Annotated in this window: 30 protein-coding genes, 1 tRNA gene, 2 rRNA genes and 5 pseudogenes (1 of these 38 cut by a window edge); 37 read left to right on the top strand and 1 reads right to left on the bottom strand. The window is 33.0% G+C overall.

Annotation, left to right across the window (positions count from 1 at the left end; all coding sequences use genetic code 11):
- From PWK10_RS15485 to PWK10_RS15500, 4 genes and pseudogenes are all read left to right on the top strand, one after another.
- Positions 1 to 321, top strand: a 23S ribosomal RNA gene (locus PWK10_RS15485); it begins 2,556 nt to the left of the window's first position.
- Positions 322 to 335: 14 nt separating this feature from the next.
- A 5S ribosomal RNA gene (gene rrf, locus PWK10_RS15490) occupies positions 336 to 452 on the top strand.
- Between the two features lie 43 nt (positions 453 to 495).
- Positions 496 to 569: transfer RNA gene (locus PWK10_RS15495), tRNA-Glu, on the top strand.
- A 163-nt stretch (positions 570 to 732) separates the two neighbouring features.
- Positions 733 to 2,129, top strand: a pseudogene (locus PWK10_RS15500) (sulfurtransferase).
- Positions 2,130 to 2,857: 728 nt separating this feature from the next.
- Here the strand turns inward: PWK10_RS15500 and PWK10_RS15510 are convergent.
- Positions 2,858 to 5,269: a beta-galactosidase gene (locus tag PWK10_RS15510; RefSeq protein WP_274766652.1), complete on the bottom strand. Its 2,412-nt coding sequence runs from the start codon at positions 5,267 to 5,269 to the stop codon at positions 2,858 to 2,860.
- A 209-nt stretch (positions 5,270 to 5,478) separates the two neighbouring features.
- On the opposite strand from PWK10_RS15510, the gene PWK10_RS15515 reads away from it, so the two are divergent.
- The 33 genes and pseudogenes from PWK10_RS15515 to PWK10_RS15675 all read left to right on the top strand — a co-directional run bounded on the left by PWK10_RS15515 (position 5,479) and on the right by PWK10_RS15675 (position 25,626).
- Positions 5,479 to 5,607 carry a LacI family DNA-binding transcriptional regulator gene (locus tag PWK10_RS15515; RefSeq protein WP_274766653.1) on the top strand — a complete coding sequence of 43 codons (129 nt, stop codon included), beginning with the start codon at positions 5,479 to 5,481 and terminating at the stop codon, positions 5,605 to 5,607.
- A gap of 98 nt (positions 5,608 to 5,705) precedes the next feature.
- Positions 5,706 to 6,474: pseudogene (locus tag PWK10_RS15520) on the top strand (LacI family DNA-binding transcriptional regulator).
- Between the two features lie 211 nt (positions 6,475 to 6,685).
- A complete protein-coding gene (locus PWK10_RS20160) occupies positions 6,686 to 7,819 on the top strand; it encodes a glycoside hydrolase family 3 protein (RefSeq protein ID WP_446715389.1) in 1,134 nt (377 codons plus the stop codon).
- A 76-nt stretch (positions 7,820 to 7,895) separates the two neighbouring features.
- Positions 7,896 to 8,408: a glycoside hydrolase family 3 C-terminal domain-containing protein gene (locus PWK10_RS15540; RefSeq protein ID WP_274766656.1), complete on the top strand. Its 513-nt coding sequence runs from the start codon at positions 7,896 to 7,898 to the stop codon at positions 8,406 to 8,408.
- A 10-nt stretch (positions 8,409 to 8,418) separates the two neighbouring features.
- Positions 8,419 to 8,574 (top strand): annotated as a pseudogene (locus tag PWK10_RS20165) (fibronectin type III-like domain-contianing protein); the annotation flags it as partial.
- 186 nt (positions 8,575 to 8,760) lie between these two features.
- A pseudogene (locus PWK10_RS15545) lies at positions 8,761 to 9,218 on the top strand (beta-galactosidase).
- Entirely contained in the window at positions 9,209 to 9,307 is a 99-nt protein-coding gene (locus tag PWK10_RS20170) for a hypothetical protein (protein WP_446715266.1), read from the top strand. Before PWK10_RS15545 ends, PWK10_RS20170 begins: the two are co-directional and overlap by 10 nt.
- Positions 9,274 to 10,296 carry a beta-galactosidase gene (locus tag PWK10_RS15550; protein WP_274766657.1) on the top strand — a complete coding sequence of 341 codons (1,023 nt, stop codon included), beginning with the start codon at positions 9,274 to 9,276 and terminating at the stop codon, positions 10,294 to 10,296. The genes PWK10_RS20170 and PWK10_RS15550 overlap by 34 nt, the downstream gene beginning before the upstream one ends.
- Positions 10,269 to 10,694: a hypothetical protein gene (locus PWK10_RS15555; protein ID WP_274766658.1), complete on the top strand. Its 426-nt coding sequence runs from the start codon at positions 10,269 to 10,271 to the stop codon at positions 10,692 to 10,694. Before PWK10_RS15550 ends, PWK10_RS15555 begins: the two co-directional genes overlap by 28 nt.
- Positions 10,631 to 11,071, top strand: a complete 441-nt coding sequence (locus PWK10_RS15560) for a hypothetical protein (protein ID WP_274766659.1) — start codon at positions 10,631 to 10,633, stop codon at positions 11,069 to 11,071. Before PWK10_RS15555 ends, PWK10_RS15560 begins: the two co-directional genes overlap by 64 nt.
- Before the next feature lie 10 nt (positions 11,072 to 11,081).
- Positions 11,082 to 11,645, top strand: coding sequence for a hypothetical protein (locus PWK10_RS15565; protein ID WP_274766660.1), 564 nt, complete (start codon positions 11,082 to 11,084; stop codon positions 11,643 to 11,645).
- Positions 11,642 to 12,352, top strand: a complete 711-nt coding sequence (locus PWK10_RS15570) for a GH36-type glycosyl hydrolase domain-containing protein (protein ID WP_274768321.1) — start codon at positions 11,642 to 11,644, stop codon at positions 12,350 to 12,352. Before PWK10_RS15565 ends, PWK10_RS15570 begins: the two co-directional genes overlap by 4 nt.
- 35 nt (positions 12,353 to 12,387) lie before the next feature.
- Entirely contained in the window at positions 12,388 to 13,464 is a 1,077-nt protein-coding gene (locus tag PWK10_RS15575) for a GH36-type glycosyl hydrolase domain-containing protein (RefSeq protein ID WP_274768322.1), read from the top strand.
- Between the two features lie 200 nt (positions 13,465 to 13,664).
- The gene (locus PWK10_RS15580) at positions 13,665 to 14,876 is read left to right on the top strand and encodes an ABC transporter substrate-binding protein (protein ID WP_342455816.1); all 1,212 of its coding nucleotides are present in this window, start codon (positions 13,665 to 13,667) and stop codon (positions 14,874 to 14,876) included.
- A 20-nt stretch (positions 14,877 to 14,896) separates the two neighbouring features.
- The gene (locus tag PWK10_RS15585; RefSeq protein WP_274766661.1) at positions 14,897 to 15,169 is read left to right on the top strand and encodes a hypothetical protein; all 273 of its coding nucleotides are present in this window, start codon (positions 14,897 to 14,899) and stop codon (positions 15,167 to 15,169) included.
- 92 nt (positions 15,170 to 15,261) lie between these two features.
- Complete coding sequence (locus tag PWK10_RS15590) at positions 15,262 to 15,768, top strand: hypothetical protein (protein ID WP_274766662.1); 507 nt, start codon at positions 15,262 to 15,264, stop codon at positions 15,766 to 15,768.
- Complete coding sequence (locus PWK10_RS15595) at positions 15,737 to 15,991, top strand: hypothetical protein (RefSeq protein WP_274766663.1); 255 nt, start codon at positions 15,737 to 15,739, stop codon at positions 15,989 to 15,991. The genes PWK10_RS15590 and PWK10_RS15595 overlap by 32 nt, the downstream gene beginning before the upstream one ends.
- A gap of 32 nt (positions 15,992 to 16,023) precedes the next feature.
- The gene (locus PWK10_RS15600; RefSeq protein WP_274766665.1) at positions 16,024 to 16,533 is read left to right on the top strand and encodes a hypothetical protein; all 510 of its coding nucleotides are present in this window, start codon (positions 16,024 to 16,026) and stop codon (positions 16,531 to 16,533) included.
- Between the two features lie 53 nt (positions 16,534 to 16,586).
- The gene (locus tag PWK10_RS15605) at positions 16,587 to 17,771 is read left to right on the top strand and encodes an ABC transporter substrate-binding protein (RefSeq protein WP_274766666.1); all 1,185 of its coding nucleotides are present in this window, start codon (positions 16,587 to 16,589) and stop codon (positions 17,769 to 17,771) included.
- Between the two features lie 198 nt (positions 17,772 to 17,969).
- Positions 17,970 to 18,290: a hypothetical protein gene (locus PWK10_RS15610; protein WP_274766667.1), complete on the top strand. Its 321-nt coding sequence runs from the start codon at positions 17,970 to 17,972 to the stop codon at positions 18,288 to 18,290.
- Between the two features lie 23 nt (positions 18,291 to 18,313).
- A complete protein-coding gene (locus PWK10_RS15615; RefSeq protein WP_446715390.1) occupies positions 18,314 to 18,757 on the top strand; it encodes a carbohydrate ABC transporter permease in 444 nt (147 codons plus the stop codon).
- Between the two features lie 231 nt (positions 18,758 to 18,988).
- Complete coding sequence (locus tag PWK10_RS15620) at positions 18,989 to 19,642, top strand: carbohydrate ABC transporter permease (protein WP_274766669.1); 654 nt, start codon at positions 18,989 to 18,991, stop codon at positions 19,640 to 19,642.
- Between the two features lie 14 nt (positions 19,643 to 19,656).
- Positions 19,657 to 20,406: an NHL repeat-containing protein gene (locus PWK10_RS15625; protein ID WP_274766670.1), complete on the top strand. Its 750-nt coding sequence runs from the start codon at positions 19,657 to 19,659 to the stop codon at positions 20,404 to 20,406.
- A 5-nt stretch (positions 20,407 to 20,411) separates the two neighbouring features.
- Positions 20,412 to 20,693: a hypothetical protein gene (locus PWK10_RS15630; RefSeq protein WP_274766671.1), complete on the top strand. Its 282-nt coding sequence runs from the start codon at positions 20,412 to 20,414 to the stop codon at positions 20,691 to 20,693.
- Positions 20,690 to 20,896 carry a tetratricopeptide repeat protein gene (locus tag PWK10_RS15635; protein ID WP_274766672.1) on the top strand — a complete coding sequence of 69 codons (207 nt, stop codon included), beginning with the start codon at positions 20,690 to 20,692 and terminating at the stop codon, positions 20,894 to 20,896. Before PWK10_RS15630 ends, PWK10_RS15635 begins: the two co-directional genes overlap by 4 nt.
- Positions 20,897 to 20,903: 7 nt before the next feature.
- Positions 20,904 to 21,182 carry a hypothetical protein gene (locus PWK10_RS15640; protein ID WP_274766673.1) on the top strand — a complete coding sequence of 93 codons (279 nt, stop codon included), beginning with the start codon at positions 20,904 to 20,906 and terminating at the stop codon, positions 21,180 to 21,182.
- Positions 21,170 to 21,667, top strand: coding sequence for a YIP1 family protein (locus PWK10_RS15645; protein ID WP_274766674.1), 498 nt, complete (start codon positions 21,170 to 21,172; stop codon positions 21,665 to 21,667). Before PWK10_RS15640 ends, PWK10_RS15645 begins: the two co-directional genes overlap by 13 nt.
- A complete protein-coding gene (locus PWK10_RS15650; RefSeq protein WP_274766675.1) occupies positions 21,654 to 21,902 on the top strand; it encodes a hypothetical protein in 249 nt (82 codons plus the stop codon). Before PWK10_RS15645 ends, PWK10_RS15650 begins: the two co-directional genes overlap by 14 nt.
- A gap of 5 nt (positions 21,903 to 21,907) precedes the next feature.
- Complete coding sequence (locus PWK10_RS15655; protein ID WP_274766676.1) at positions 21,908 to 22,507, top strand: DUF5696 domain-containing protein; 600 nt, start codon at positions 21,908 to 21,910, stop codon at positions 22,505 to 22,507.
- A gap of 130 nt (positions 22,508 to 22,637) precedes the next feature.
- Positions 22,638 to 23,801 (top strand): annotated as a pseudogene (locus tag PWK10_RS15660) (DUF5696 domain-containing protein).
- Positions 23,802 to 24,006: 205 nt separating this feature from the next.
- Positions 24,007 to 24,165 carry a hypothetical protein gene (locus PWK10_RS15665; RefSeq protein ID WP_274766677.1) on the top strand — a complete coding sequence of 53 codons (159 nt, stop codon included), beginning with the start codon at positions 24,007 to 24,009 and terminating at the stop codon, positions 24,163 to 24,165.
- A 118-nt stretch (positions 24,166 to 24,283) separates the two neighbouring features.
- Positions 24,284 to 24,679 carry an ABC transporter permease subunit gene (locus PWK10_RS15670; RefSeq protein WP_274766678.1) on the top strand — a complete coding sequence of 132 codons (396 nt, stop codon included), beginning with the start codon at positions 24,284 to 24,286 and terminating at the stop codon, positions 24,677 to 24,679.
- Positions 24,676 to 25,626: a carbohydrate ABC transporter permease gene (locus tag PWK10_RS15675; RefSeq protein ID WP_274766679.1), complete on the top strand. Its 951-nt coding sequence runs from the start codon at positions 24,676 to 24,678 to the stop codon at positions 25,624 to 25,626. The genes PWK10_RS15670 and PWK10_RS15675 overlap by 4 nt, the downstream gene beginning before the upstream one ends.

Below are 25,626 nucleotides of genomic sequence, written 5' to 3' on the forward strand. Positions count from 1 at the left end.
AGCTGGGTTCAGAACGTCGTGAGACAGCTCGGTCCCTATCCGTCGCGGGCGTAGGAAATTTGAGGGGAGCTGTCCTTAGTATGAGAGGACCGGGATGGACGAACCTCTGGTGCACCAGTTGTCATGCCAATGGCACAGCTGGGTAGCCAAGTTCGGAAGGGATAAGCGCTGAAGGCATCTAAGCGCGAAGCCCACCCCAAGATGAGATTTCCCACGCGGAAGCGGTAAGACCCCTGGAAGACTACCAGGTAGATAGGCCAGAGGTGTAAGCGTCGTAAGGCGTTTAGCTGACTGGTACTAATAGGTCGAGGGCTTGATCTTATTGTGCAGTGAAATCCGGTGGTAATGGAGGTAGGGAAACACCCGTTCCCATTCCGAACACGAAGGTTAAGCCTACCTACGCCGATGGTATTAGGCTGGAGACGGCCTGGGAGAGTAGGTGACTGCCGGGTAACAACTTAAACTTAAGTGCCTGGCACTTAAGTTTAAGATTTTGGCCCCTTGGTCAAGTGGTTAAGACACCACCCTTTCACGGTGGTAACAGGGGTTCGAATCCCTAGGGGTCACCAAGTTTAAAAAGAGGTTAACTGCAAAACAGTTAACCTCTTTATTTTTTACTTAAACCATATTTATAGAAAATATAAATAATAAATAAAATGCAAATATAGTTTATCTATTTTACTTTAAACGTCATTTCGTAATAAAATTAACCTAGGCTTAAGTTAAGGAGGGATAAAATTGAAAAAATACTTTTCACTGTTTCTAGCAATTCTATTAACGTTTTTCTTATTTTCAGGTTGTTCTAAACAAAATCAAACAAAAACTTCAGGTTTTAATACCATCTCAACTGAAGAATTAAAAGACAAAATCAATGATAGCCAATATGTGCTTGTTGATACAAGAATTAATGATGTTTTCAATGGTTGGAAACTGGATGGAGTAAAAAGAGGGGGACATATTCCTAATGCTGTGGATTTCTCTGCTAATTGGCTAAAGGTAGATGTTAAGGATAAGGAAAAAATATTAGATGATACTCTAAAATCAAAGAATATAACACCGGATAAGAATATAGTTTTGTATGATGCAAATGGTAAGGATGCTACAGAAGTTGCAAATTACTTAAAAAGTAAAGGATATAATAATATTTACATATATGACATAAAACAATGGGCTAATGATGATTCCCTTCCACTTGAAAAATTTAAAAACTATCATTTAATCGTTCCTGCTGCTATAGTAAAAGATATTTTAGATGGAAAGAAACCAGAGACTTTTGAAAATGCTAAAACAATTAAAATAGTTGAAGCTAGTTGGGGAGAAGAAAAAGATTCTTATGCTAAAGGACATGTTCCAACAAGTTTTCATATTAATACTGACCTTGTAGAACCACCACCAGCTTGGATGCTTGCAAGTGACAAAGAGCTTGAAAAATTTGCTCTTGATTATGGCTTTACAAAGGATGATACCGTTATAGTTACAGGTGAAAATCCTATGGCAGCTTATCGTGTGGCTGTTGTTTTAAGATATATGGGTGTTAATGATGTTAGGGTATTAAATGGTGGACTTCTTGCTTGGAAATTAGCAGGATATGAAGTTGAAACTAAGAGCAACAAACCAACTCCTGTTAAAGAATTTGGTGCACCAATTCCAGGAAGACCTGAGCTTATCGATACAATAGATGAAGTTAAAGCTGGTATGAAAAAGCCAGATGAATTTATGCTTGTTGATAATAGAACATGGGAAGAATATATTGGAAAAAGCTCAGGATATAGTTATCATCATAAAAAGGACGTATTCCAACTGCTGTTTATGGATATGCAGGTATAGGGGATTCAAATTCACTTCAGTATTATAGAAACATTGATGGCACCATGAGAAATGGTTATGAAATATTAGATCTTTGGAAGAAGGCAGGAATAGATACTAGTAAACATCTTTCATTATATTGTGGAAGTGGATGGAGAGTTTCTGAGATTATGACATATGCAAATGTTTTGGGTATTGACAATATTTCAATTTATAGTAATGGATGGATAGAATGGAGTAATAACAACAATGAATATGAGACAGGAGAACCAAAAAATAATTTGTCATTAATAAAAAAATCATATATGCAATTTTATGTGTAGTGCAGATTTTATTAATAGTAATCGTTAATATTGTAAGTTATTTATCTGACAAAAAGCTGGTGTTAATCATCACGTTTATTATATGAGATACCAATATCAAAATGGGATATTTTCTTCACAAAACTTACGAATTCAGAGCGTGTTGATATGCTTGATTACTGTTATTCTTATATTCAGATTAATTAAATATAAGAATAAATTTAGTAAATTTACCTTTATTCAGAATTTAATAGCTGTTTTTATAGGATTGTTACTACTCATTATGATTAATACAACCCTTTTTCAAGGTTTACTGGCGTATTTTTACTTTATAATGGCTTTTGAGATTGTTTTTGTTCTTCAATTATTAGTTATTTTATTGATTTAGAATATATATAAAAAAGACAAAAACTTAAGTGTAAAACACTTAAGTCAGACTGTTGAAAAAGTTATTTTTGATAAGCCCTGTGAAGGATTTCCCTGGCATTCGCTCATTTCGCTAAGCAATTCTAAGCTTTTCTTTGTTTCCAAAGTCCTACCCTCGTGAGCCGACATCCGTGTCGGCCACTCGGCTCTGCACCTCCGTGTGCAGAATTACGGACTTTTGAAAAGTCGAAAAGCAAGAATTACTAAAGCTCATGAGAGATGCCTTTTTGAAATCCATTCACAGGGCTCTTGCAAAGTTTGAAAACCAAAGAAGGTTTGTCTACAATCTGACTTAAGTTTATGCCTTTTATGGGGGTATCAATTTATTTTATATATACTGTAAGAAGGCTATCTATTTTAGAATTCTTTTGTGAAATTATTAGTGTTTTATTATTTTCTTTCTTTATAATGTAATCATTTGAAGGAAGTATTTGCCTTTGGGTTTCAAGTGCGATTATATCCTTATTTTGAGTTAATCTAAACTGTATCTTATCTTTAGAGATATCCATAATTTCTGCAGTTGAATAAAGGATGGTTAAGTCTTCAAAGGTAACATTTAACGGAAGCATAAGAGCATCTTGAGGTTGAAGATTTATTTCTAATCCATCAAATAATGCAATATCATCTTCGAATACCTTTATATTTTTCTCAAAACCATCTAGATTTAAAATATGAATAAATCTTTCACCTTGGTTATTGATTGTTGATGTCATAAATATGCCGTGATCTTCAAAATTATGGGTTAGTTTTGGAGCTTTACCTAGTCTTTTTAAAATGGTTCTTATAAAGTTTAAGTTGCAGTTATAGTGGGCTGTTATTAAAACTACTTTGCCTTTGCCGTAAGTTAATTCTACTCCACAAGTTTCGTCCGTTCCATAGATTTTTAGAATAGGCTTGCCCTTCTCTACTTTTATAGCTTCTGCAAAATCGGTTCTTATTTCTGGAAGGAAGTTTAAATAATCCTCTGGATATATGGACAAAAAGAAATCTTCTGATGAATTATAATAATTTATATGTTCTACTTTAAGGGCATCTTTTAATATTGAGCATTCATTTCCCTCCATATCAAATTGAGGAAGCTCACCATATATTAGTGCATTTCCACCTTTTTCTACAAATTCGAGCAGCTTAGTTTGAATTTTTCTACTTAAATATCTAGAAGTTGGAATTATAAGAACATCATTTTGGCTTAAATTAATGCCCCTATTCTGAATGTCAATAGACTTAAATCTAAAGTTTGAAAGTAATAATCCTTTTCCAAGAGTTTCCCAGGCATTGTATCCGCGGTTAATTTCTATACTAGCTTTAAATTCCTTCATTTTGTTGCTGCCAGGATAAAAGTATTCGGTCATGTAGTAATCTGGAATGAAGGCAAAATAAATATTATCCCTCTCCTCCTGCATAGTAGCTATTTTTTCTTCTACTGCAAGAAGTGTTTTTATTACCCTTGACATTCTAGGATATGTATAATTTAATTTTCCTTCAGGGCTTATTGGTGCTGCAAAGCCGTGTCTTTCTCCAGTAAAAGCTATTCTATCATTTCCATCGTTTATTTTTTCATTAAGTCTGTAATTATAGCCTCCTGCAAAGAGATAATTGTTTATCAATCTATTTCCTTGAGCTATGCACATCCTCATTTTAAAATCAACAGCAGAAGGATCATATCTGGTGGAGAAATTGTCACCATAATTTCCATCACCGCATTCAAACTCCATTGAAGTAAGAGGCTGATCCTCATTATGAACTGCGTCCATAAAATTATTTATTATATATAGGTCTTGAAAATTGTTTAATTTTAAATCTCCTAAATATATATCAGAACCTGAAATATATCCTTTATCCTGAGTATAGGATTCATATAATTGACTAATGCCGATTGGGAAGGTAAATCCTCTTCCACCACCGGTTCCATGAATGTTTACTATAAAAGGAATATCTTTAGCCCCGAATTCTTCTGCAAAAGAACGTAAAGTCGAAACGTAATCTGCAAACCTTTTTCTCATAAAATAACCTAAATCGTGTAAAAGCTGCAGAGAATATCCCTCTTCAGGTGAACGGATTTTAGAGTTTCTTATATCTTCATTGTCTAAGCTAAAAGGATATCTTTTTATTAATTCCTCTTCAGAATACTTCCTTTTTAACCAAAGAGTAAAATCTGAAAGAACGGAATCGGAAAGATCAGGAGTGTTGCTTACCCATTGTAGCATTCCAATTTCGTTATCAAGCTGGATACCAATTATATTGCCCCCATTATTATAAAGCCTAGGAACTATAACCGACATAACTTCCTTATACCATTTTTTAACTTCATCTAAAAAAGAAGGTGCCAAATAATCAACAGATTTTTTGTGGGTTGTTTTATTATCCCATGTTTTTGGAACTATTTCAGGATGTTTTTTATAAACCCAATAGGGAATACCTTCATTTTTCATTTCAGCCATGATGAAAGGACCTGGTCTTAAAATAAAATATAGTCCATTATCTTTACATAAATCTATAAATCCTCCAAGATCGAGTTCAGGCCTAGTTTTTCCGTCAAGGTCAATCTTACCTTCCTCTGGTTCATGGCATATCCATGGAACATAGGAAGCTACAGCATTACATCCGGCTTGTTTTAATTTGGCTATCCTATCTTCCCAGTCCTTCCTTTTAAGTCTAAAGTAATGGATTTCTCCAGAGATTATTATTCGAGGTTTACCATCGATTATTATTTGTTTGTTTTTTATTTCAATCATAAAACTCACCACCTTATCATAGTGAAACGTTTCGTAATTATATTAGCATAGTTTGGAAAAATTAACAATATAATTTTACTATAAAGGAATTTATAAGGCTTAAAAGGAAATAATGACAATTTATATGCTAAAATATAACATTTAATATTGAATTTTTTACACATAATATAAAATAAAATTATGAAACGTTTCGAAAGGGAGGAATGGTTTTGGCTACAATAAAGGATGTTGCAAAGCTTGCAGGGGTTTCATTATCTACTGCATCTTATGCTTTGAATGGAAGCAATAAAGTAAGTGAAAAAACAAAGGAAAAGGTTTTAGAGGCAGCAAAAAGCTAAATTATGTCCCCAATAATCTTGCACAAAACTTAAAAAAGTCAAAAACGGATCTTATAGCATTAATAGTTCATGAAATAAATGGTCCTTTTTATGATAGATTGGTTAAGGGTATTCAAGATGTTGCTTATATGTTTGGATATAATTTACTTATTTTCTGCGAATCAGGATATGGCAGGGCATCATCTATAAACTTTTTAAAGGAAAAGATAGTTGATGGTGCAATAATTATGACTCCGATAATTACCGATAGCGACATTATTGAAATTAGCAACGAGGATTTTCCAATAGTTTTACTTGATAGAAAGTTAGATGGATTAGATTTATGCAGTGTCCTTATAGACAATGAAAAGGGTGCCTTTGAAGCAGTTAAACATCTTGTGGATCTTGGACATAAAAAGATTGGATTTATAAGCGGTGTAAAGGAATCCTATGATAATATTTGTAGGTTCCAAGGTTACGTAAAGGCTATAGAAAATTTTGGACTAGAACTCAATGAAAATTTTGTGCTTGATGGTGACTTTACTGAACAATCTGGATATGAAGCTATAAAGAATTTTATGGAAAATAGTGATGACATCCCGACGGCTTTTTGCAGCTAACGATGAGATGGCAATAGGTGCAATAAGGGTATTAAAGGAAAAGGGGTTAGAGGTTCCAAAGGATATTTCAATCGTTGGATTTGATGATATTTTAGCAGCATCTTATATTGAACCTAAGCTTACTACAATAAGAAGACCTATGTATGAATTAGGTTCCTTTTCAGCCCATATGCTCTTTAATTTAATTAAAAGAAATATCAAAGGAAGCAATATAACTTTAGATGTTGAATTAGTCATAAGGGATTCAACTGCAGAAAGGAAAGGATGATTATATGGTAAATGAAAAACTACTAAAAAAGCAAGAGAAATAGTTAAAAATATGACCTTAGAAGAAAAAATAGGACAACTTGTTCAGTATGGTAAATTAAAAGAAAGACAATGGGATTTAGTTAAAAAGGACAAATAGGCTCTTTTTTAAATGTCAGCGGAGCAAAAATATAAATGAACTTCAAAGGGAGATTTTAAATTCCGACTGCAAAATACCTTTGATTATAGGCGATGATGTAATTCATGGGTATAAAACCATATTTCCAATACCTCTTGCCTTAAGCTGCAGCTTTGATTTAGAGCTTATAGAAGAAACCTGTGCAATATCCTCTGAGGAAGCATCCAGCGAAGGAATAAACATGATATTTGCTCCTATGATTGATATAGCAAGGGATCCAAGATGGGGAAGAGTTGCCGAAGGTGCTGGAGAAGATCCGTATTTAGGTTCAGAAATAGCAAAGGCAAGGGTTAGAGGATATCAAAGAAATAACTGGAATGATAGGCCTTTTGTAACGGCATGTGCAAAGCATTATATAGCCTATGGTGCTGCTGAAGGTGGTAGGGATTATAACGGTGCTGATGTTTCAGAAGGGACGATAAGGGAAGTTTACCTTCCGCCATTTAAAGCAGCAATTGAAGAAGGCTGTGGGGCTATAATGTGTTCCTTTAATGACCTTAATGGTGAACCCCTCTCAGGGAACGAGTATATGTTAAGAAAAGTTTTAAGGGATGAGCTTAATTTTAAAGGAGTTGTTGTAAGCGATTGGGAGTCTGTTGAGGAGCTAATTGACCATGGATTTGCTGAAGATAAAAAGGAGGCTGCCTATAAAGGGATAAAAGCTGGTGTTGACATTGATATGAATTCTGGAACATATGAGGAGAATTTATATAACCTTGTTAAAGAAGGGCTTGTTGATGAAGCCTTAATAGATGAAGCGGCAGAAAGAATTATTGCTCTTAAATTGGCACTTAATTTGTTTAATATAAGTGAAATTGATGAAAAGCTAAGTGAAAAAGTGATTAGAAATAAAAAATACATAGATGTTGCCCTTGAAGCTGCAAGAAAATCAATTGTTTTGTTAAAAAACGATGGAATTTTACCATTAAGTAAAAACATAAAAAGCATAGCATTAATTGGACCCCTTGTAGATGATAAGGTGAATCCTTTAGGATGCTGGGCATGTAAAGGTGATCCAAAGAACGTAGTTACTGTGTTAGAAGGAATAAAATCTAAATTATCAGAGGACGTAGATATAAACTATTCTAAGGGATGCGAAATATTAGAAGAGATTGATGGGGGAATAGAAGAAGCAAAAAAGTGGCAAAGGATTCAGAAGTTGTTGTAATGGTTTTAGGTGAAGCAGGAAATATGAGCGGGGAAAATAACAATAGGGCATATTTGGATATTCCCAAACCACAAAAATGCTTTTAGAGGAAATTTTAAAGGTAAATAAAAGGGTTGTTTTGGTTTTAATGAATGGAAGGCCTTTAACCCTTGAATGGGAGGATAAACACCTTCCTGCAATAGTTGAGGCTTGGCATTTAGGGGAACAAAGCGGCAATGCCATTGCAGATATCTTGTTTGGGGACTTTAATCCTTCAGGAAAACTTACTATAACATTTCCAAGATGTGTAGGACAAATCCCTATATATTACAATCATAAAAATACGGGAAGGCCAACCTTTAAAAAATATCTCGATGTGGAAGAAACGCCTTTATATCCTTTTGGATATGGACTTAGCTATACTAAATTTGAATATTTGGACTTAGAACTTTCAAAGGAAGAAATCAAATTAGGTGAAAAAATGACAGCTAAAGCCAAGATTAAAAATGTAGGAGATAGAGAAGGCGAGGAAATAGTTCAGCTTTACATAAGGGATATTTCAGCATCTATAACAAGACCAGTAAAAGAGTTAAAAGGATTTAAAAGATAAGCTTAAAGCCAGGGAAGTAAAGGAAGTTGAGTTTGAAATAGGTGAAAAGGAACTTGCGCTTTTAGATAAGGATTATAATTTTGTAGTTGAACCTGGAACTTTTAAGATTTGGATTGGACCAAATAGTGTCGAAGGATTAGAAAAAGAATTAAAGGTTGTTAAATAATTTTAAGATTTTACAACATATTTTTCGGAAAATGAAGGAATGTTAAGAAAATTGAGGATAATATAAAGGAAAATTATGTTGATATAGAGAAGTTATGCTGATATAATAAAAATATAGTCGAAACGTTTTTATAAAATTTCGGGAGGGATAAACATAGTTAAAGATGCAGTTAAAATTGAAAAGGGAATTGTTTATGTAAATGGTGAGGAAAAATTCTTATTTGGAGGAGAATTTCACTACTTTAGAGTCCCAAAAGCTTTATGGAGGGATAGAATAAAAAGATAAAAGATGCAGGGTGTAATTTAATTAGCACTTACATTCCTTGGATATGGCATGAAGGGGAAGAAGGAAACTTCGATTTTGAAGGAAGGATTACACCCGAGAGGGATCTTAAATCTTTTATAGAGCTTGTAAAAGAAGAAGGCCTTTATTTATTAGTAAGGCCAGGTCCATATATAATGTCGGAAATAAAGAACGAAGGATTACCCCATTGGATATATGAAAAGTATCCTCAGGTAATTGCCAAAAAGCAAAATGGGGAAAATCATCCAACAAGAGTAGTTTCCTATATGCACCCTGATTTTTTAAAAAGGTTGACGATTGGTATAGGGAAGTTTGTAAAGTGCTTGCTCCAATGCAAGTAACAAAAGATGGACCTATAATGATGTTTCAGCTTGACAATGAAGTTGGGATGCTTCATTGGGTAACTGGGCAGGGGATTTTAGCGATATAACTCTCCATTATTTTGTTAGCTATTTAAAAAACAAATATAGCATAGAAGATCTAAAAGAGATATTTAACATCGATTCATACGATGAAGCAAAGGAAATAATAAAAAATCCAAATGAAGATTTAGGTTTAAAAATACAGAATGAATACATGCTCTTTATGAGGGAATACTTTAAAGAATATCTAAAAACTATAAAAGAAATTGCCGTAAAGTATGGGGTTGAGGTGCCGTTTGTTATTAATATCCATGGCTTTGACATGGTAGAATACGCAAAGCGCGGTAAAAATTATCCAATTGGACTTTCGCAGCTTTACAAAACAGCAGAAATAGATGATGCAATAATCGCAGGTGATTATTACATAGGAAATATAGTTTACGACAACTTCTCAGACATAACACTATCCAATGCATTTACCCTAGCAATTCAATCTCCAGATCAACCTCTCTTTTCGGCAGAGTTCCAAGGTGGATTTCAAATTAATAAACCCAAATTGCAGCCATCAACATTCGATTTAACGTCTAGATTATGTATTGCAAATGGAATGAATGCAATTAATTACTATATGTTTGTTGGTGGAGAAAACTACGAAAACATAGGACTTTTAGGCAGAAGACATGACTGGCAGGCACCTGTAGGGATGGACGGTTCCTTAAGAAGGCATTATTATGTTATAAAGCATCTAAGTAAAATTATCAATGCCTTTGAAAAGGAGCTCTTAGAATCAAAACCAATTTATAATACATATTTGGGTTTTTATCCGGATTATTATATGACGGAATATAGCAATGAGTATACAAGATATGTTTATTCTAGAATAAAGCATTTTAGGGATTCCTTCTTATTTGATGGCATAGGAAAAGGACTTGCGTTAAATAATATAACCTTTGGTGGATATGACGTAAAAAAGAAGGAATTATCAATCCAAATGATATCGGCTCCCTTTGGGTGTTTTCAACGGAATGGATGGATGAGGATGTTCAAAGAAGATTAGTTCAGTATATTGAGGGTGGAGGAACTCTAATTTTATTCCCTTCAATCCCAACGAGGGACCTTAAGGGAAATGCGTGCACTGTATTAAAGGATTATATGGATGTGGATATAAAGGAAAAAGTAGAGTGGAATTTTGTATCTTTAGATGGGATAGATTCAATAAGCACACATTATGCTGAAGTTTATGAAGGCAAAGGTATTATTCCATTTGGATATATTGATGATGCTTCAGGAAGATGCTGTGCCTTCGAGAAGAAAATAGGAAATGGAAGGGTTATTGTTTGCGGTGCAGGATTTGAACTTGAACAGGAGTTTAAAATTGATGTAGTAAAAGATTGGCTGAAAGAGCGGGGGTTAAACCAATTACTAAAACAGAAGAGTTTTTGGACGTTTGGATAAGAAAAGATCCAAAAACAGATACAAAATTCTTATTTATAAATAATTACGATGATTTTTCAAAGAGTGAAAAGATTACTTTGGATGACAAGGTTTTATTTGATGGACATAAAATTAGCGTAAATCCAAAAAGCGGTTTGTTGCTCCTTTTAGATTATAAATTAAAAGATAACTGTAAGTTAGTCTATTCAACTTGTGAAATAATCAAAAGGGATGAAGACTTTATAACGCTTAAACTTATTCAGGATTTAGAAATAATAAAATTTACAAACAAGGTAAAAATACAAGATGGAGTGGATTTTGAATTGTTTGAAGATTTAGAAGGATATAAATATATATTTAAAAACTCAAAAGAAAAGGAAATAAAAATATTTATATAGGGTGGTTGGAATGGAGAAAAAATTGTTTGAAAGTAAATACGGATATTTTGCAAATGGAGGAAGGGAATACGTTATAACAAATCCTAAGACTCCAAGGCCTTGGGTAAACGTTATAAGCAATGGAGATTATTCTATGATAGTATCCCACACAGGAAGTGGATACTCATGGAGAGGGAATGCAGGACAAAACAGAATAACAAGATCCTTCCAAGATCTTATTAAGGATTCTTGGGGAAAGTATGTTTATATTCGTGATATTGATTCTAAAAAGTTTTGGTCTGCTGCATGGAAGCCTGTTATGGCTGAATATCAAGAGTATGAAGTCGTTCATGGAATAGGATATTCTATATTTAAACACAAAGTTGACAATATTTTAAGCACGATGAAGGTTTTTGTTGTTCCTAACTATCCGGTGGAAATAATGGAAATCACCTTAACAAATTTAGATGATAAGAAAAGAAACCTTGATATAACTACATATTTTGAATGGGTTTTAGGAAATTTTCCAGATGAACATAGGGAATTTCATAAGCTTTTCATAAACCCAACCTTTTATGAGGGAAAAATGCAATAAAAGCTGAAAAATACCTAGGACAATTTGCTGATGAAAAGGGAAGACATAATAATACAAGCTGGGAATATATTGCCTTCCATGCTGCAAGTGAAAGGGTAAAATCCTTTGAATGCGATAAGGAATCCTTTATAGGAATGTATGGTTCAGAACAAAACCCACAAGCAATGCAAATGGAAAAACTAATGGGAAGATGGGGAAGGTTTACGGATGCAATTGCATCTTTACAAGTTGAGGTAAGCCTTGATAAGGGAGAATCAAAAACAATAGTATTCACAATAGGTGCAGCCCATATTAAGGATGAAAATGTTGATGAGCTAATATCTAAATTTACAAGCGTTGAAGCAGCAAAGGAGCAATTTGAAGAAGTTAAAAAGTTCTGGTCTGAATTCATTGACACAGAAGAAATAAATACTCCAGATGAAGCAATGAATATTATGACAAATTATTGGCTTAAGTATCAGTCTATCTCCTGCAGACTATGGGGAAAATCAGGATACTATCAGGTATCAGCAGGATACGGATACAGAGATCAATTACAGGACAGCCAGATATTCCTCATAAACAAACCAGAACTTGCAAGAAGGCAAATTCTTCTTCATGCGTCCCAACAGCTTAATGAAGGAGATGTCCTCCACTGGTGGTTTACAATAAGGGGAGGTGGACCAAGGACAAGATGCTCCGATGACCTTTATGGCTTCCATTCATAACCGATGCTTATGTAAAGGAAACCAAAGACTTTTCAATTTATGATGAAGTAGTTCCTTTCCTTGATGGTGGAGAAGCTACCGCTTATGAACACTGCAAAAGGGCAATAGAAAGAGCTTATTCTAAGTTCTCACCAAGAGGAATTCCTCTTATGGGAGACCATGACTGGAACGACGGCTTAAGCGCAGTAGGAAACGAATGGAAGGGAGAAAGTTTTTGGGTTGCAGAGTTTTTATATAAGATACTTGTTGATTTTGTCAAGGTTTCTGAAATGAGGGAGGATTATAAATTCGTTGAAAAGACTAGGGATGTTATAGAAAATTTAAAGGAAGCAATAAATAAATATGGCTGGGATGGAGAATGGTATTTGCAGGCAACAACTGATGGATGGGAAAAGGTAGGTTCAAAGGAAAATGAAGAAGGAAAGATATTCTTAAATCCTCAGCTTTGGGCGGTAATAAGCGGTATAGCAGATGACGATAGAGCAAAGATAGCGATGGATTCAGTTACTAAATATCTTCTAAAGGATTATGGTGCACTCTTATTATATCCAGCTTATACTAAGCCAAGAACAGATATAGGATATATAACAAGATATGCTCCAGGCCTTAGAGAAAATGGTGGGGTTTACACACATGCAGCAACATGGGCGGTTTGGGCTTATGCCCTCATGAAGGATGCTGAACTTGCCTATGAAGCCTATAGAAGAATTTGTCCTCCAAACAGGTCAAAGGATATAGATAAATATATGGGCGAGCCCTATGTAACACCTGGAAACAGCGATGGGCCGATATCACCTTACTATGGACGTGGAGGATGGACTTGGTATACAGGATCTTCACAATGGCTCCACAGGGTAGCTACCCACTGGATATTAGGCGTAAGACCAGAAATAGACGGATTAAGGATTGATCCTTGCATTCCAAAGGAATGGGATGGATTTACCTATAGAAGAAAATTCAGAGGAGCCACTTATGTAATTGAAGTTGAAAACAAGAATAACGTAAGTTATGGAGTAAAAGAAATATATGTTGATGGAAAAGCAATAGAAGGAAATTTAATTCCTGAATTTAATGATGGAAAAGAACATCATGTAAAGGTTATTTTAGGTTAGTTAAAATCATTTGCAAAGGCAAATGATTAAATATAAAATAGGGGAGGGTTTTTAAATGTTAAAATTCAAAAATCTTTAAGTTTGATGCTAGTTGCTGTTCTAACTTTAGTCTCTGTCCTAGGGGAGTAAAGCTTTCTGTTAAGGCAAAGGCATCAGAACCAGTAGTTATAACCTATGCTAACTGGAACATAGGAAGCGACATTGAAAAGAAAATAATCAAGGCCTTTGAGGCAACACATCCAAACATCAAGATTCAAATTGCAAACAATGTGGATTATGGTAACTATGAAAAGTCGTTAACAGCAGCTGCTGCAGCAGGAAAACTTCCAGATGTTATAATGATACCAAATATACCAATGGCATTAACAAATAACTGGGCATTAAATATTAAAAGTTATGTTCAAAATGATAAGGAATGGAACCACATTCCTGCACCTATAAGAAATGCAACATATTATGGTAATGGGGTTTATGCAGTTCCTGCAGGAATTTACTTTATGGGATACTTTGTAAACGACGATTTATTTAAAAAATACAATCAAAAGACATTGCCATTTGCACCAAAGATGCAGGATTTCTTAGCTTCAATAAAGAAATTAAACAAACCACAAGATTTAGTAATTGGTCTTGCAGAAGAAGTTCAAATTCCTGAATGGTATCCAGCAGCAGTTAATAAAAAGCTTGGCTGGTATACATGGGATGGTTCAAAATACAACTTAAACGATCCTGCCTTCATTCAAGGCGTAAGAATTGCTAAAGATTTATACACTAATAAATATGTATTTGATAGTTTAAGTGCTGAACAAAAGAAAAAATTAAACGCTGGATGGTATGGAGATGCTTGGAACGCAGGAAAAATTGCAGTAAGATGGTCAGGAACATGGGACATAAAAGGATTCAAGAGCTTGAAGTTTAACAGCAGGTTCATAGGGGTTCCTGGAGGAAGAACACCAGTTGTTGGAGACTTTATGATAATTTCAAAGACAACAAAGCATCCTAAGGAAGCATATGAATTTGCAAGATATATAACCTTTGCCCATGCTGGTATTTTAAAGAGAATAGAGCTTGATACTAAGGGTGAATGGACTTCACTTCCACTTACAACAGAACAAAGCATATTAAACAAATTCTTTATGGGTAAATTAAGATACCCAGGATTAAAAGAAGCTTATCAATCTATGACTAATGGAATAATAGAAGGAGTTAAGATAGTTCCAGGTTACATTCCTTCAAGATGGACTGCACCAACTGGTATAAAGGTTGGAGACAAGGCAAATGCAAGCATTGGAGATGTTATTTGGAACAGCATGAGAGGAAACGTTAATATATCAGACTATGCAGCACAGCTAAATAAGCTTGCTAATCAAGAATATCAAAAGGCATCAGAAATTATAAAGAAACTAACTAAATAAATTTGAGGAGGCAGAATATCTTGCTTAAGTTTAAAAAATCCTTACTTTTATGTCTTATAACTATCATTGCTCTAGTTTTGCAAATTAAATATGTTTATGCTGAGGAAATAGTAGAAAACAAATATTCTACAGTATTAAAGGATTGGCAAGATAGAGGCCTTATGGATGTTGATGGAGTAATATCTATTACTCCATCAACATTTATCCTATCAAATGGGGCTGAAGTCATAAAAAAGAAAAGGCCTTTGGATATTATAAGGATGTTATACATCTTAAAGAAAATAATGAGGTAGAATTTGAGTTTAACGTTCCAAAGGAAGGACTTTATAACATTTCTCTTGATTATTATCTTTTAAATAATGGACTTTTACCTTCTGAATGCAGCGTGAAGATAAATGGAGTTTATCAGTTTTATGAAGCTAGGAGAATAGTATTTCCTCAGTTATGGAAAGGTAAATCAGAAAATTTTTCTATCGATAGGTTCAAAAATGAAGTGGTTCCTCAGCAGGAAAAAATTTTTAGATGGAATAATTTCTACTTTGAGGATGCAGCCCATATTGAACCATATCCATTAAAGTTTTACTTCAAAAAGGGAATTAATAAAATTAGCATCAAACTTAATATCGGAGAAGTATTAATTGGAGATGTAAAAATAAAGTCACCTGAAAAAATATTAAATTATCAAAGCTACTTTGAAGGAATTTCAAATAAAAGTGAAGGTAATGATTTGTTAATAAAAATACAAGCTGAAAAGCCATCGTATAAAAATGATACTTCAATAAATCCTATAACAAGCAGGGATTATGAAGTAGTTCCTTATGACACAAATAGGCTTCTTTTAAATGTTTTTGGGGAGAAACTTGGAAAAAGGTGGACAAACTGTTTACTATGAATTTGAAATTCCTAAGGATGGTTTATATAAGATAGCTTTTAAATATAGCCAGCCTTTAAAGGCAAATTCTAAGGTTTTTAGAAATATCTCTATAGATGGAAATATATTATGTGAAGAATTAAGACATTATGGATTTGATTATTCTACAAAATGGAAAACAGAGATTTTAGGTGATAGTGAAGGTGATTATAAAGTTTACTTAAAAAAGGTAAACATGTTTTAGGACTTCAAGCAGATAAGAGTATATACAGCCAATTGATTTATACTTTAAATGATTCAATAAATCAAATAAATGATCTTGCTTTAAAAATTAGAAAATTAGTGGGCAATGATTCAGATAAATATATAGATTGGGAAATCAAGGATTACTTCCCTAACATAGATGAAGATTTAATGAATATAGCTCAAGGATTAGAAGAACAGTATCAATATGCAATAAACTTAAATGGAGGAGTTAAAAATTCACAAGGTCTTATTTCACTAAAATCAGCTATTGACCTTTTAAAACAGCTTTCTAAGGATCCAGATAGAATTCCTAAAAAACTAAATGTTCTAAATGAAGGAACAGGATCCATCGTAAAAGAATTGACAACTGCATTAGAGGATTTTGAAAATCAGCCCCTTATTTTAGATGAAATATATATTTTTAACGGAAATCAAAAACTTCCAAATTACAATGTTTCTTATTTTAAAAGGGTTATTGAAGGATTAAAAGGTTTATCCATTCCTTTAAACCTCAAGAAGAAAATAGGAGTGAAAATTTAGTTTTAAACGTATGGGTAAACAGGTCAAGAAACTATATTGATGTAATGCAGAGGATGGCTGATGAGGATTTTACGCCAAAGACAGGTATAAAAGTAAACTTTTCATTAATGCGAGACGAACAAAAATTGATATTAGCTAATGCTTCAGGGACAGCACCTGATGTTGCTTTAGGAGTTAGTAACTGGATACCATTTGAAATGGGAATAAGAGGAGCTGCTTTAGATTTAAAACAGTTTAAGGATTTTGAAAGCCATTCAAAACAATTTTCACCTGGAGCATTTATATCCTTAATGGCTGAAGGCAAATGTTTTGGACTCCCTGAAACCCAAGACTTTTACGTTTTGTTTTATAGAAAGGATATTTTAGAAAATCTAAACATCCCTATTCCTAACACATGGCAGGATGTAATCAACATACTTCCTGAACTGCAAAGATATGGAATGAACTTTTATCTTCCAATAGGTGGTTCATCATCCTTTAAATCCTTTATGACAACTGCACCATTTATATTCCAATACAATGGAAATCTTTATAATAAGGATGGACTATCAACGGCTATTGATAGTAAGGAATCTTTAAAAGGAATTAAACTTATGACGGATCTTTTTACAATATATGGACTTCCTATGCAGGTTCCAAACTTTTTCGAACATTTTAGAGATGGGACACTACCAATAGGGATAAGCAATTTTACAACATATGTTCAGCTTAATGTTGCTGCTCCAGAGTTAAAAAGCTCTTGGGATATAGCACCTTCACCAGGTATTGTAGATGAAAATGGAAATATAGCAAGATGGCAAACAGGTTCAGCCCAATCTTGTTTGATATTTAATACAACTAAGCATCCAAATGAAGCTTGGGAGTTTTTGAAATGGTGGACTTCTGATAAGGTCCAATCAAGATTTGCAACAGAAATCCAAACGATGTTTGGAGATGAATATATGTGGAATACTGCAAATTTAAATGCATTTAATGATATGCCTATTCCGAGAGAACATAAAGAAGTAGTTTTACAGCAGTGGAAATGGTTAAGAGAGGTTCCTAAAACCCCAGCCGGATATATCGTAGAAAGGGAAATTAGCAATGTATGGAATAAGGTTGTCCTTGAAGGTAAAAACTTAAGGGCATCGGTTGATGAAGCTGTAATTAAGATTAACAAAGAAATCGCTAGGAAGATGGAAGAGTTTGGATACATAAAGGAAGGAAAAAGATTAAAGAATATAAGATCCCGACAATAGATGAAGTAAGAGCTTGGGGAATGATTAATATGCAAAATACCAATTTATCTTTAAATAAGGCAATTGAAGTAAATAAAACAAACAAACGGACAGAAAAAATTAAAAAATGGTTTCAAAAGGAAGGAAATGCATATATATTTTTGACTCCCTATATATTGCTTTTTTATCTTTATAGTTTTACCTGTTATAAGTGCAATTTTGCTTTCCTTTACAAATTTTAATGCAGTTCAATTTCCAAAATTTATAGGGCTTAAAAATTATATCAATCTAATAACCCAAGACGACGTTTTCATGCAGTATGTTCTTCCTAATACTGTAAAGTTTGCTTTAATAGTTGGCCCTCTTGGATATATATTATCTTTTCTCCTTGCTTGGATGTTGGCACAAATTCCTAAAAAACCAAGAACTATTTTAGCACTTATAATATATTCCCCATCAATGACCATGGGGGTAGCTATGCAGGTAATATGGACAACCATCTTTAGTGGTGACAAGACAGGATATCTTAATAGTTTTTAAAATATGGTTTTATACAACAGCCTATTCAGTGGTTACAGTCACCTAAATATTTAATGCTTATTATGATAATTGTTACTATATGGAGCAGTATGGGAGTTGGGTTTTTAGCTATGCTGGCAGGTGTTTTGAATATAGATCCAGAGCTTTACGAGGCAGGATATATAGATGGTATATCTAAAAGATGGCAGGAGATAGTTTATATAACAGTGCCATCTATGAAACCCCAGATGCTCTTTGGTGCAGTTATGTCTGTTGTTTCAACTTTCCAAGCAGGGGCTATAGGGGTTCAACTTTCAGGCTCAAATCCAACTCCGCAGTATGCTGGGCAGCTTATCGTTAACCATATTGAGGATTTTGGATTTTTAAGATATGAAATGGGATATGCATCGGCAGTTTCATTTGTTCTTCTTTTGATTATTTGGTTATCGTCTAAATTTGTATGGAGATTATTTGGAGAAAGGGATTAAGGAGAGTGACAAGATGTCTTCATTTCATGGAACAAAGATAAATCCTGATAGATTCCACAAAAGTCAAATAAAGTTTTATTTGATTTTAGTTCCATTGGCTATTTTTATGATCATTCCTTTAATATTTATTTTCTGCAATGCCTTTAAGCCAATGGATGAATTGTTTGCATATCCCCCAAGGATATTTGTAAGGAAACCCACATTTGAAAATTTCAATAAGCTTTTTCTACTATGGCGGTGTCAGGGATTCCGGTTTCAAGGTATCTTTTTAATAGCATCATAATAACTGCTTTGACGGTTTTATTAACAGTTTATATAAGCACAGCGGCAGGCTATGCCCTTTCAAAGAAAAATTTTAAATTAAAAAACATTTTGTTTGAAATCAATACAATGGCACTTATGTTTGTTCCAATAGCAGTGTCAATACCAAGATATATAATCATTGTAAAGCTTGGATTGATAGATAAATTCATAATTAATATTCTTCCTGTAATTGCTATGCCGGTTGGTTTGTTTTTGGTTAAGCAGTTTATAGATCAAATACCGAATTCTTTAATAGAGGCTGCTCAAATAGATGGAGCCAATGATTGGTATATATTTACAAGAATAATAATTCCAATGGCAAAACCTGCAATAGCAACCGTAGTAATTTTATCCTTCCAAGCTGCATGGAATAATATAGAACCTTCAAGTATGTATATAAACAATGAAAGCTTAAAAAACTTTGCTTATTATATGTCTACTCTAACATCAACTACTAACTCTGTGGCAGGACAGGGAATGGGAGCTGCATCTGCATTAATTATGTTTATTCCAAATTTATTGATATTTATATTTACACAAAGCAAAGTAATGAATACAATGGCACATTCAGGAATTAAATAGAGTGGTGAAGAAGAATGAGAAAAACAAGCGTAATGTTTATTGTTCTATTTTTAACCTTTATAATTCAAACTACTGTTTTTGCAGATGCTCCATACAAAACATTTACCCTAGGTCCTAACAATAAAATTGTAGAAACTCAAACTGCATTTGAACCTGATGAGATTATCTTAAAGGATTTTATGAATCCCGAGGATATATTCTTTGATGATAATACAGGAGATCTTTATATTGCTGATACTGGAAATTCAAGGGTAATTGTTATTAATAAAGAGGGAAATATAAGGGAAATAGGTTCAGGAATAGTATTTAGTCCTTCAGGAATATTTGTAGATGATAACGGAAATATATATGTTGCTGATTATGGAAACTATGAGGTCTACATATTTAATAAAGAAGGAAGTTTAGTAAAAAGAATAGGAAAGCCTACAGAACCGATTTTTGGCTCCAGTAATGAGTTTGTTCCTAAAAAGTTAGCCGTAGATAAAAGAGGAAACATATATGTAGCCTGTGAAGGTTTAACAAATGGTATTGCAACCTTTAATAAAGATGGCGTTTTTATGGGTTATACGGCATCAAATCAGACTAATACTACTTTAAAGATGGTCCTTCAAAGACTTATATTTACAGCAAAGCAAAAGGAACAATTATTAAAAATAAAGCCACCCTCTCCAACAAGCATAGCGATAGATAGGGATGGTTTGATTTATACAGTAACAAATGGATTAAAGGATAAAGAAGTAAAAAATTCAATATTGCAGGAATAAATATATTGCCAGGGAATATGGCCGGAGATTCTAATTTGGTTGACATTGATGTGGACAACAATGGCAATATTTATGCCCTTTCCCAATATGGATATATTTTTGAATATGATAGTTTCGGCAATCTATTATTTATATTTGGTGGAGAGGATGAGCTTAGCGAGAGAAGGGGACTTTTTAGAAATGCTGCAGCTATAGATGTTACAAAGGATGGGAAAATATATGTTATAGATAAGGAAAAAGCATCCTTGTATCCTTCAAACCTACAGAGTTTGCTAAAAGGGTTATGAAGGGTGATGAGCTTTATAAAGAGGGGCTTTATCTTGAAAGTAAGCCAATTTGGGAAGAAGTTTTAGATATGAATAGTTCCTTTATTTTATCCTACAAGGCCCTTGCTAAGGCTTACTTTAAGATGGGAGATTACAAAAAGCCCTTGAATGTTTTAAAATTGCTGAGGATAAATTGGGCTATTCCGATGCCTTTTGGCAGATAAGAAATGAATGGCTTCAAAAAATACACCGATTATAATCTTAATTTTAATTATGTTCATTGTTATTAAAAAGGCTGTAATAAGGATAGATAAAAGAAGACATATTCTTGAAAAACCAAGAAGAGTTATTCAAAATATAAAGAATAAGAAGCTAATAAAAGAAATACTATTTTCCTTTAGATTTTTAAGGCATCCTATTGATTCCTACTATGATTTAAAAAGATATGGAAGGGCTTCAGTTTTATCGGCAACTATTTTATATCTATGGTTTTTGTTATGGAGGTTATAAAACTATATGTAACATCTCCTATATTTTCAACATTTAATGCATATAAAATAAATATTTTAAATGTTGCTGTAACGCTATTCGTTCCAACTATACTGTGGATAATTTCAAACTATCTTGTTAGTGAAATTAATGATGGAGAAGGAACATTAAAGCAGATATATATAGGAACAATTTATGCATTGTCTCCTTACCTTATATTTGCGCTGCCAGTAGCTATAATTAGCAACGTTTTAACCTTTAACGAAGCCTTTTTATACGATTTCCCACTTTTTATAATAAAGGTTTGGTCAATATTATTGATGGTAATAATGGTTATGGAAATTCATAATTACGACTTAAAGGAAACTATGAGGAATATATCCATAACTATCTTTGGGATGATACTTATTGTTTTATTGGTATCGATAATAACAATACTTTTCAATCAAGAGGTTGATTTCGTTAAATCCATAATATGGGAGTTGAGATTCCGTGTATTACAATAAAAAATTTGCAAAAATAGTTGGACTAGCTTTAATAATATTGTTATCTATAAATAGCACCTTTACAGTTAGATCAGAGACAAAACAGGAAATAAAAAGTTCATTAACGAGTATAGAAAAGATAGATAACTATGTTAAGATTACAGAAAATGAAAATTTAGCACTATATCTTAATGAAACAAATCTTTCTATAAAGGTTTTAAACAAAAAACCGGTTTTCTATGGAGTTCTTCAATAGATAGAATGGATCCTGATCTAAACGAGGAGTGGCAGGCTTTTGCATCCTCACCGATTGTGGTTGAATATATGGATAGCACCAATAATATAAACAGGCTATTTATGGATAATTTTAACGTAAACTTAGAAACACAGAAAAAACCTGATGGTTTTATATCTAACATCCAGTATATAAATGAGGGTATTTCCTTTTCTGTTGAGGTTACATTAAAGGATGATTATTTAGATATTAAAGTCCCATATTCCTCAATAAAGGAAGAAAGCAATGAATATAAGATACAAAATATAATAATATATCCATTTTTAGGTGCTATTAAGGGGAATAAGAAGGATAGCTATATATTTATTCCAGATGGATCCGGTGCTTTGATGGATCTTAGTAAAAATACAACAGCAACGCAGCCATTTTTGGGTAGAGTATATGGTGAGGATTTAGGTCTAAAGGAAATGTATATTAAATCCATGAAATTTAATTTGACATTACCTTCTGAAAAAATTTATATTCCTGTGTTTGGGTTTATAAATGAAGAAAATAAAAACGCATTTATTGCGTCAATTCAAAGCGGTGCAGAATATGCCGAAATAAATGCCTATAGAAGGGAATAATAACAGACTATAATTGGGTTTGTGCAAAGTTTATATACAGAGAAACCTATAAGCAGCTTATTGATAAAAAGGAAATGGTATTATAGTTAATCAAAGTGAAAAGAATAACTTCGATGCTCATGTTAGATATATGTTTTTAGATGGAGATAGTGCAAACTATGTTGGAATGGCAAAAGATATCAAAGGGATTTAGTAGAGAGAGGAATATTAAAGAAAAAATCAGAAAGGATGGATGTCCCTCTAAGAATCGAGTTTTTGATGGCAGAAAATAAAAAATTTTTCTTTTGGAAAAGAGCTATCTACATGACTAAATTTGAGGACGTTAAAAATATTTTACAAGAACTAAAAGAAAATGGTATTAATAATTTTAATGTTACTTTAAGGGGCTATACTAAAAAGGAATAACTGATTCCTCACCAAGGCATCTTCCCTTTGATTCTAAATTAGGTTCAAATGATGATTTGCAGGATATTTCAAGGGAGACTAATAGCAACTTACACTTTTATGCTGATTATTCAAAGGTATACAGGAAGGCAAAGGGATATTCTAAAGCTGATATAGCTCTTACTATATCAGACCAGTTTATAACAACATCTGAAAACAATTACTATTTAAACCCGGATGCAACGAGAAAAATTTTTGAAAAGGAGAAAAGTAAATTTAATAAGCTAGGATTTTATAATATTGCATTAGATACGGTAGGGAATACTTTGTTTTCAAGTTATGGAGCAAAAAAATTACGCGAAAGGATGCAATAAAAACATATGAAGATATGTTAGAGGGAAATAAATATTCGATTTACAAACCTAATGAATACCTTTGGAAATATGCTAAAGATATATATGATATTCCAATGGGCTCATCCAATTATTTAATAGAGGATATTGAGATTCCATTTATTCAAATAGTTTTAAAAGGATATGTAGATTATTTTGCACCTGCTTTAAACTTTTCTTCTGATATTAGGCTAGATACATTAAAAATGATCGATTATGGATGTTATCCTTCATTTTATTTAACTAAAGAGAGCTCATCAAAGCTTCTTGATACTGCTTCTGAATGGCTTTATACTTCGGAATATAGGGTTTGGAAGGACAAGATTATATCTGAATATAAATTAATAAACGAAACCTTAAAAAACGTTACAGATGCAGAAATAATAGGAAGAAATGAGTTAAGGCCGGGCATAGTAAAGGTGGATTATTCAAATGGAGTTTCAATAATTATAAATTATACAGATTCAGATTATAATTATGGAAATTATAAAGTTGCATCAAAAATTGTGCTGTATTAAGGGGGATAGAAATTGAGGATTAAATACAGAACAAGGGAAGCGCTAGTTGGACTTAGCTTTGTTTTAATATGGATTATTGGATTTGCAATATTTACTCTTTACCCTTTAATACAGACCTTTGGTTTAGTTTAAATGAAATTCAGGTAACTGCAGAGGGAATAAAAACAAACTATATAGGTCTTTTAAATTATAAAAATGCCTTTTGATGGATGTTACATTTGGAGATTTACTAATTACATATTTCTTGCAGATGCTTATATATGTTCCAGTAATTTTGGTTTTTTCTATGGCGGTTTCGCTACTTTTAAATATGAATATAAAGGGAAGGGCCTTTTTAGAACAATTTACTTTTTACCGGTTATAATTACAAGTGGACCTGTAATGAAGCAGCTTATGGACCAAGGAGCAACCACATTCCCAGGGCTTCAGCAGCTTATTGAGAGAAACCAAATTCAACAAACCTTCCCCCTGTTATAGCAAATTTGATTTCCTTTTTACTTTCATCCTTTATTATGATACTTTGGTTTTCAGGGGTTCAAATATTGATATTCTTAGCGGGACTTCAAAAGATAGACAAGAGCATGTATGAGGCTGCCAGCATAGATGGAGCATCTAAATGGCAAGTTCTTTGGAAGCTTATTCTTCCTGCTATGAACTCTATGATTATAATTAATATTATTTATACTGTTGTTATGGTTTCAATATTTTCTTTAAATCCAATAGTTTTAAAGATACAAAACGATATGTATCAGCCGGGGCTTGGACTTGGCTATTCATCAGCCCTTGCATGGATATACTTTTTAGTAATGCTCCTTATAATGGGAATATTTTTGGTGATATCAGTAAGCAAAGATAAGAAAAAGAGAGTGATGATATGAGGACGGAAATAAAAAGATTGGACTATAAAAAATTAAATATTGACACAAGCAAGCTGCTTAAAATTAAATATGGAGAAAAGATAGAAATCTTAGCAGTTTATTTCTTTTTAATACTTATAGGATTTGTATTTTTATATCCAATAATTTATATGATATCCTATAGCCTTATGGATACTAAGGATTTAATAAATCCCCTTATTAAATGGATTCCATCTAAACTTTATTTAGGAAATTTTGCTGAGGCAAATACAGTATTAGAATTTTTCCCTTCTTTAATTAAGACTTTATATGTTACTATTATTCCGGCTGTTTTACAGACGATAGCAGCATCAGTTATAGGATATGGTTTTGCACGATTTAAGTTTCCCTTTAAAAATATTTTATTAGCTTTAGTTGTGGCAACCTTTATAATACCTCCGCAGGTTACGATGATTCCACAATTTTTGATGTATAAAAATTTAGGGCTAATAGGAAGTGTTTTGTCATATATTTTGCCAGCTGTTTTAGGACAAGGTATAAAAAGTGCAATTTTTATCTTAATATTTTATCAGTTTTTTAAAATGCTCCCAAAGTCTTTAGAGGAGGCTGCCCAGATCGATGGAGCTGGATATCTTAGAATATTTTTCACAATAGCTGTCCCATCGGCTATTCCTGCATATGTTATATCATTTTTGTTTTCCTTTGTTTGGTATTGGAATGAAACAACCCTTGCAGCTTTGTATTTTGGAGATGTGATAAAAACTTTACCATTGCAGCTTCAAAACTTTGCTGCAACATTTCAAAAACTATATCCTGTTGATCCTAATGGACAAACTGGCAAAAACTTAAATGAAGCCATCAATATGGCAGGGACGTTCTTAAATATACTTCCACTATTAATCATATACTTCTTCACCCAAAGATGGTTTGTTGAAAGTATAGACAGAACTGGAATTACTGGTGAATAA

The sequence above is a fragment of the Caloramator sp. Dgby_cultured_2 genome, assembly GCF_028872215.1.
In the GTDB taxonomy this organism is placed as follows: Bacteria; Bacillota; Clostridia; order Clostridiales; family Caloramatoraceae; genus Caloramator; species Caloramator australicus.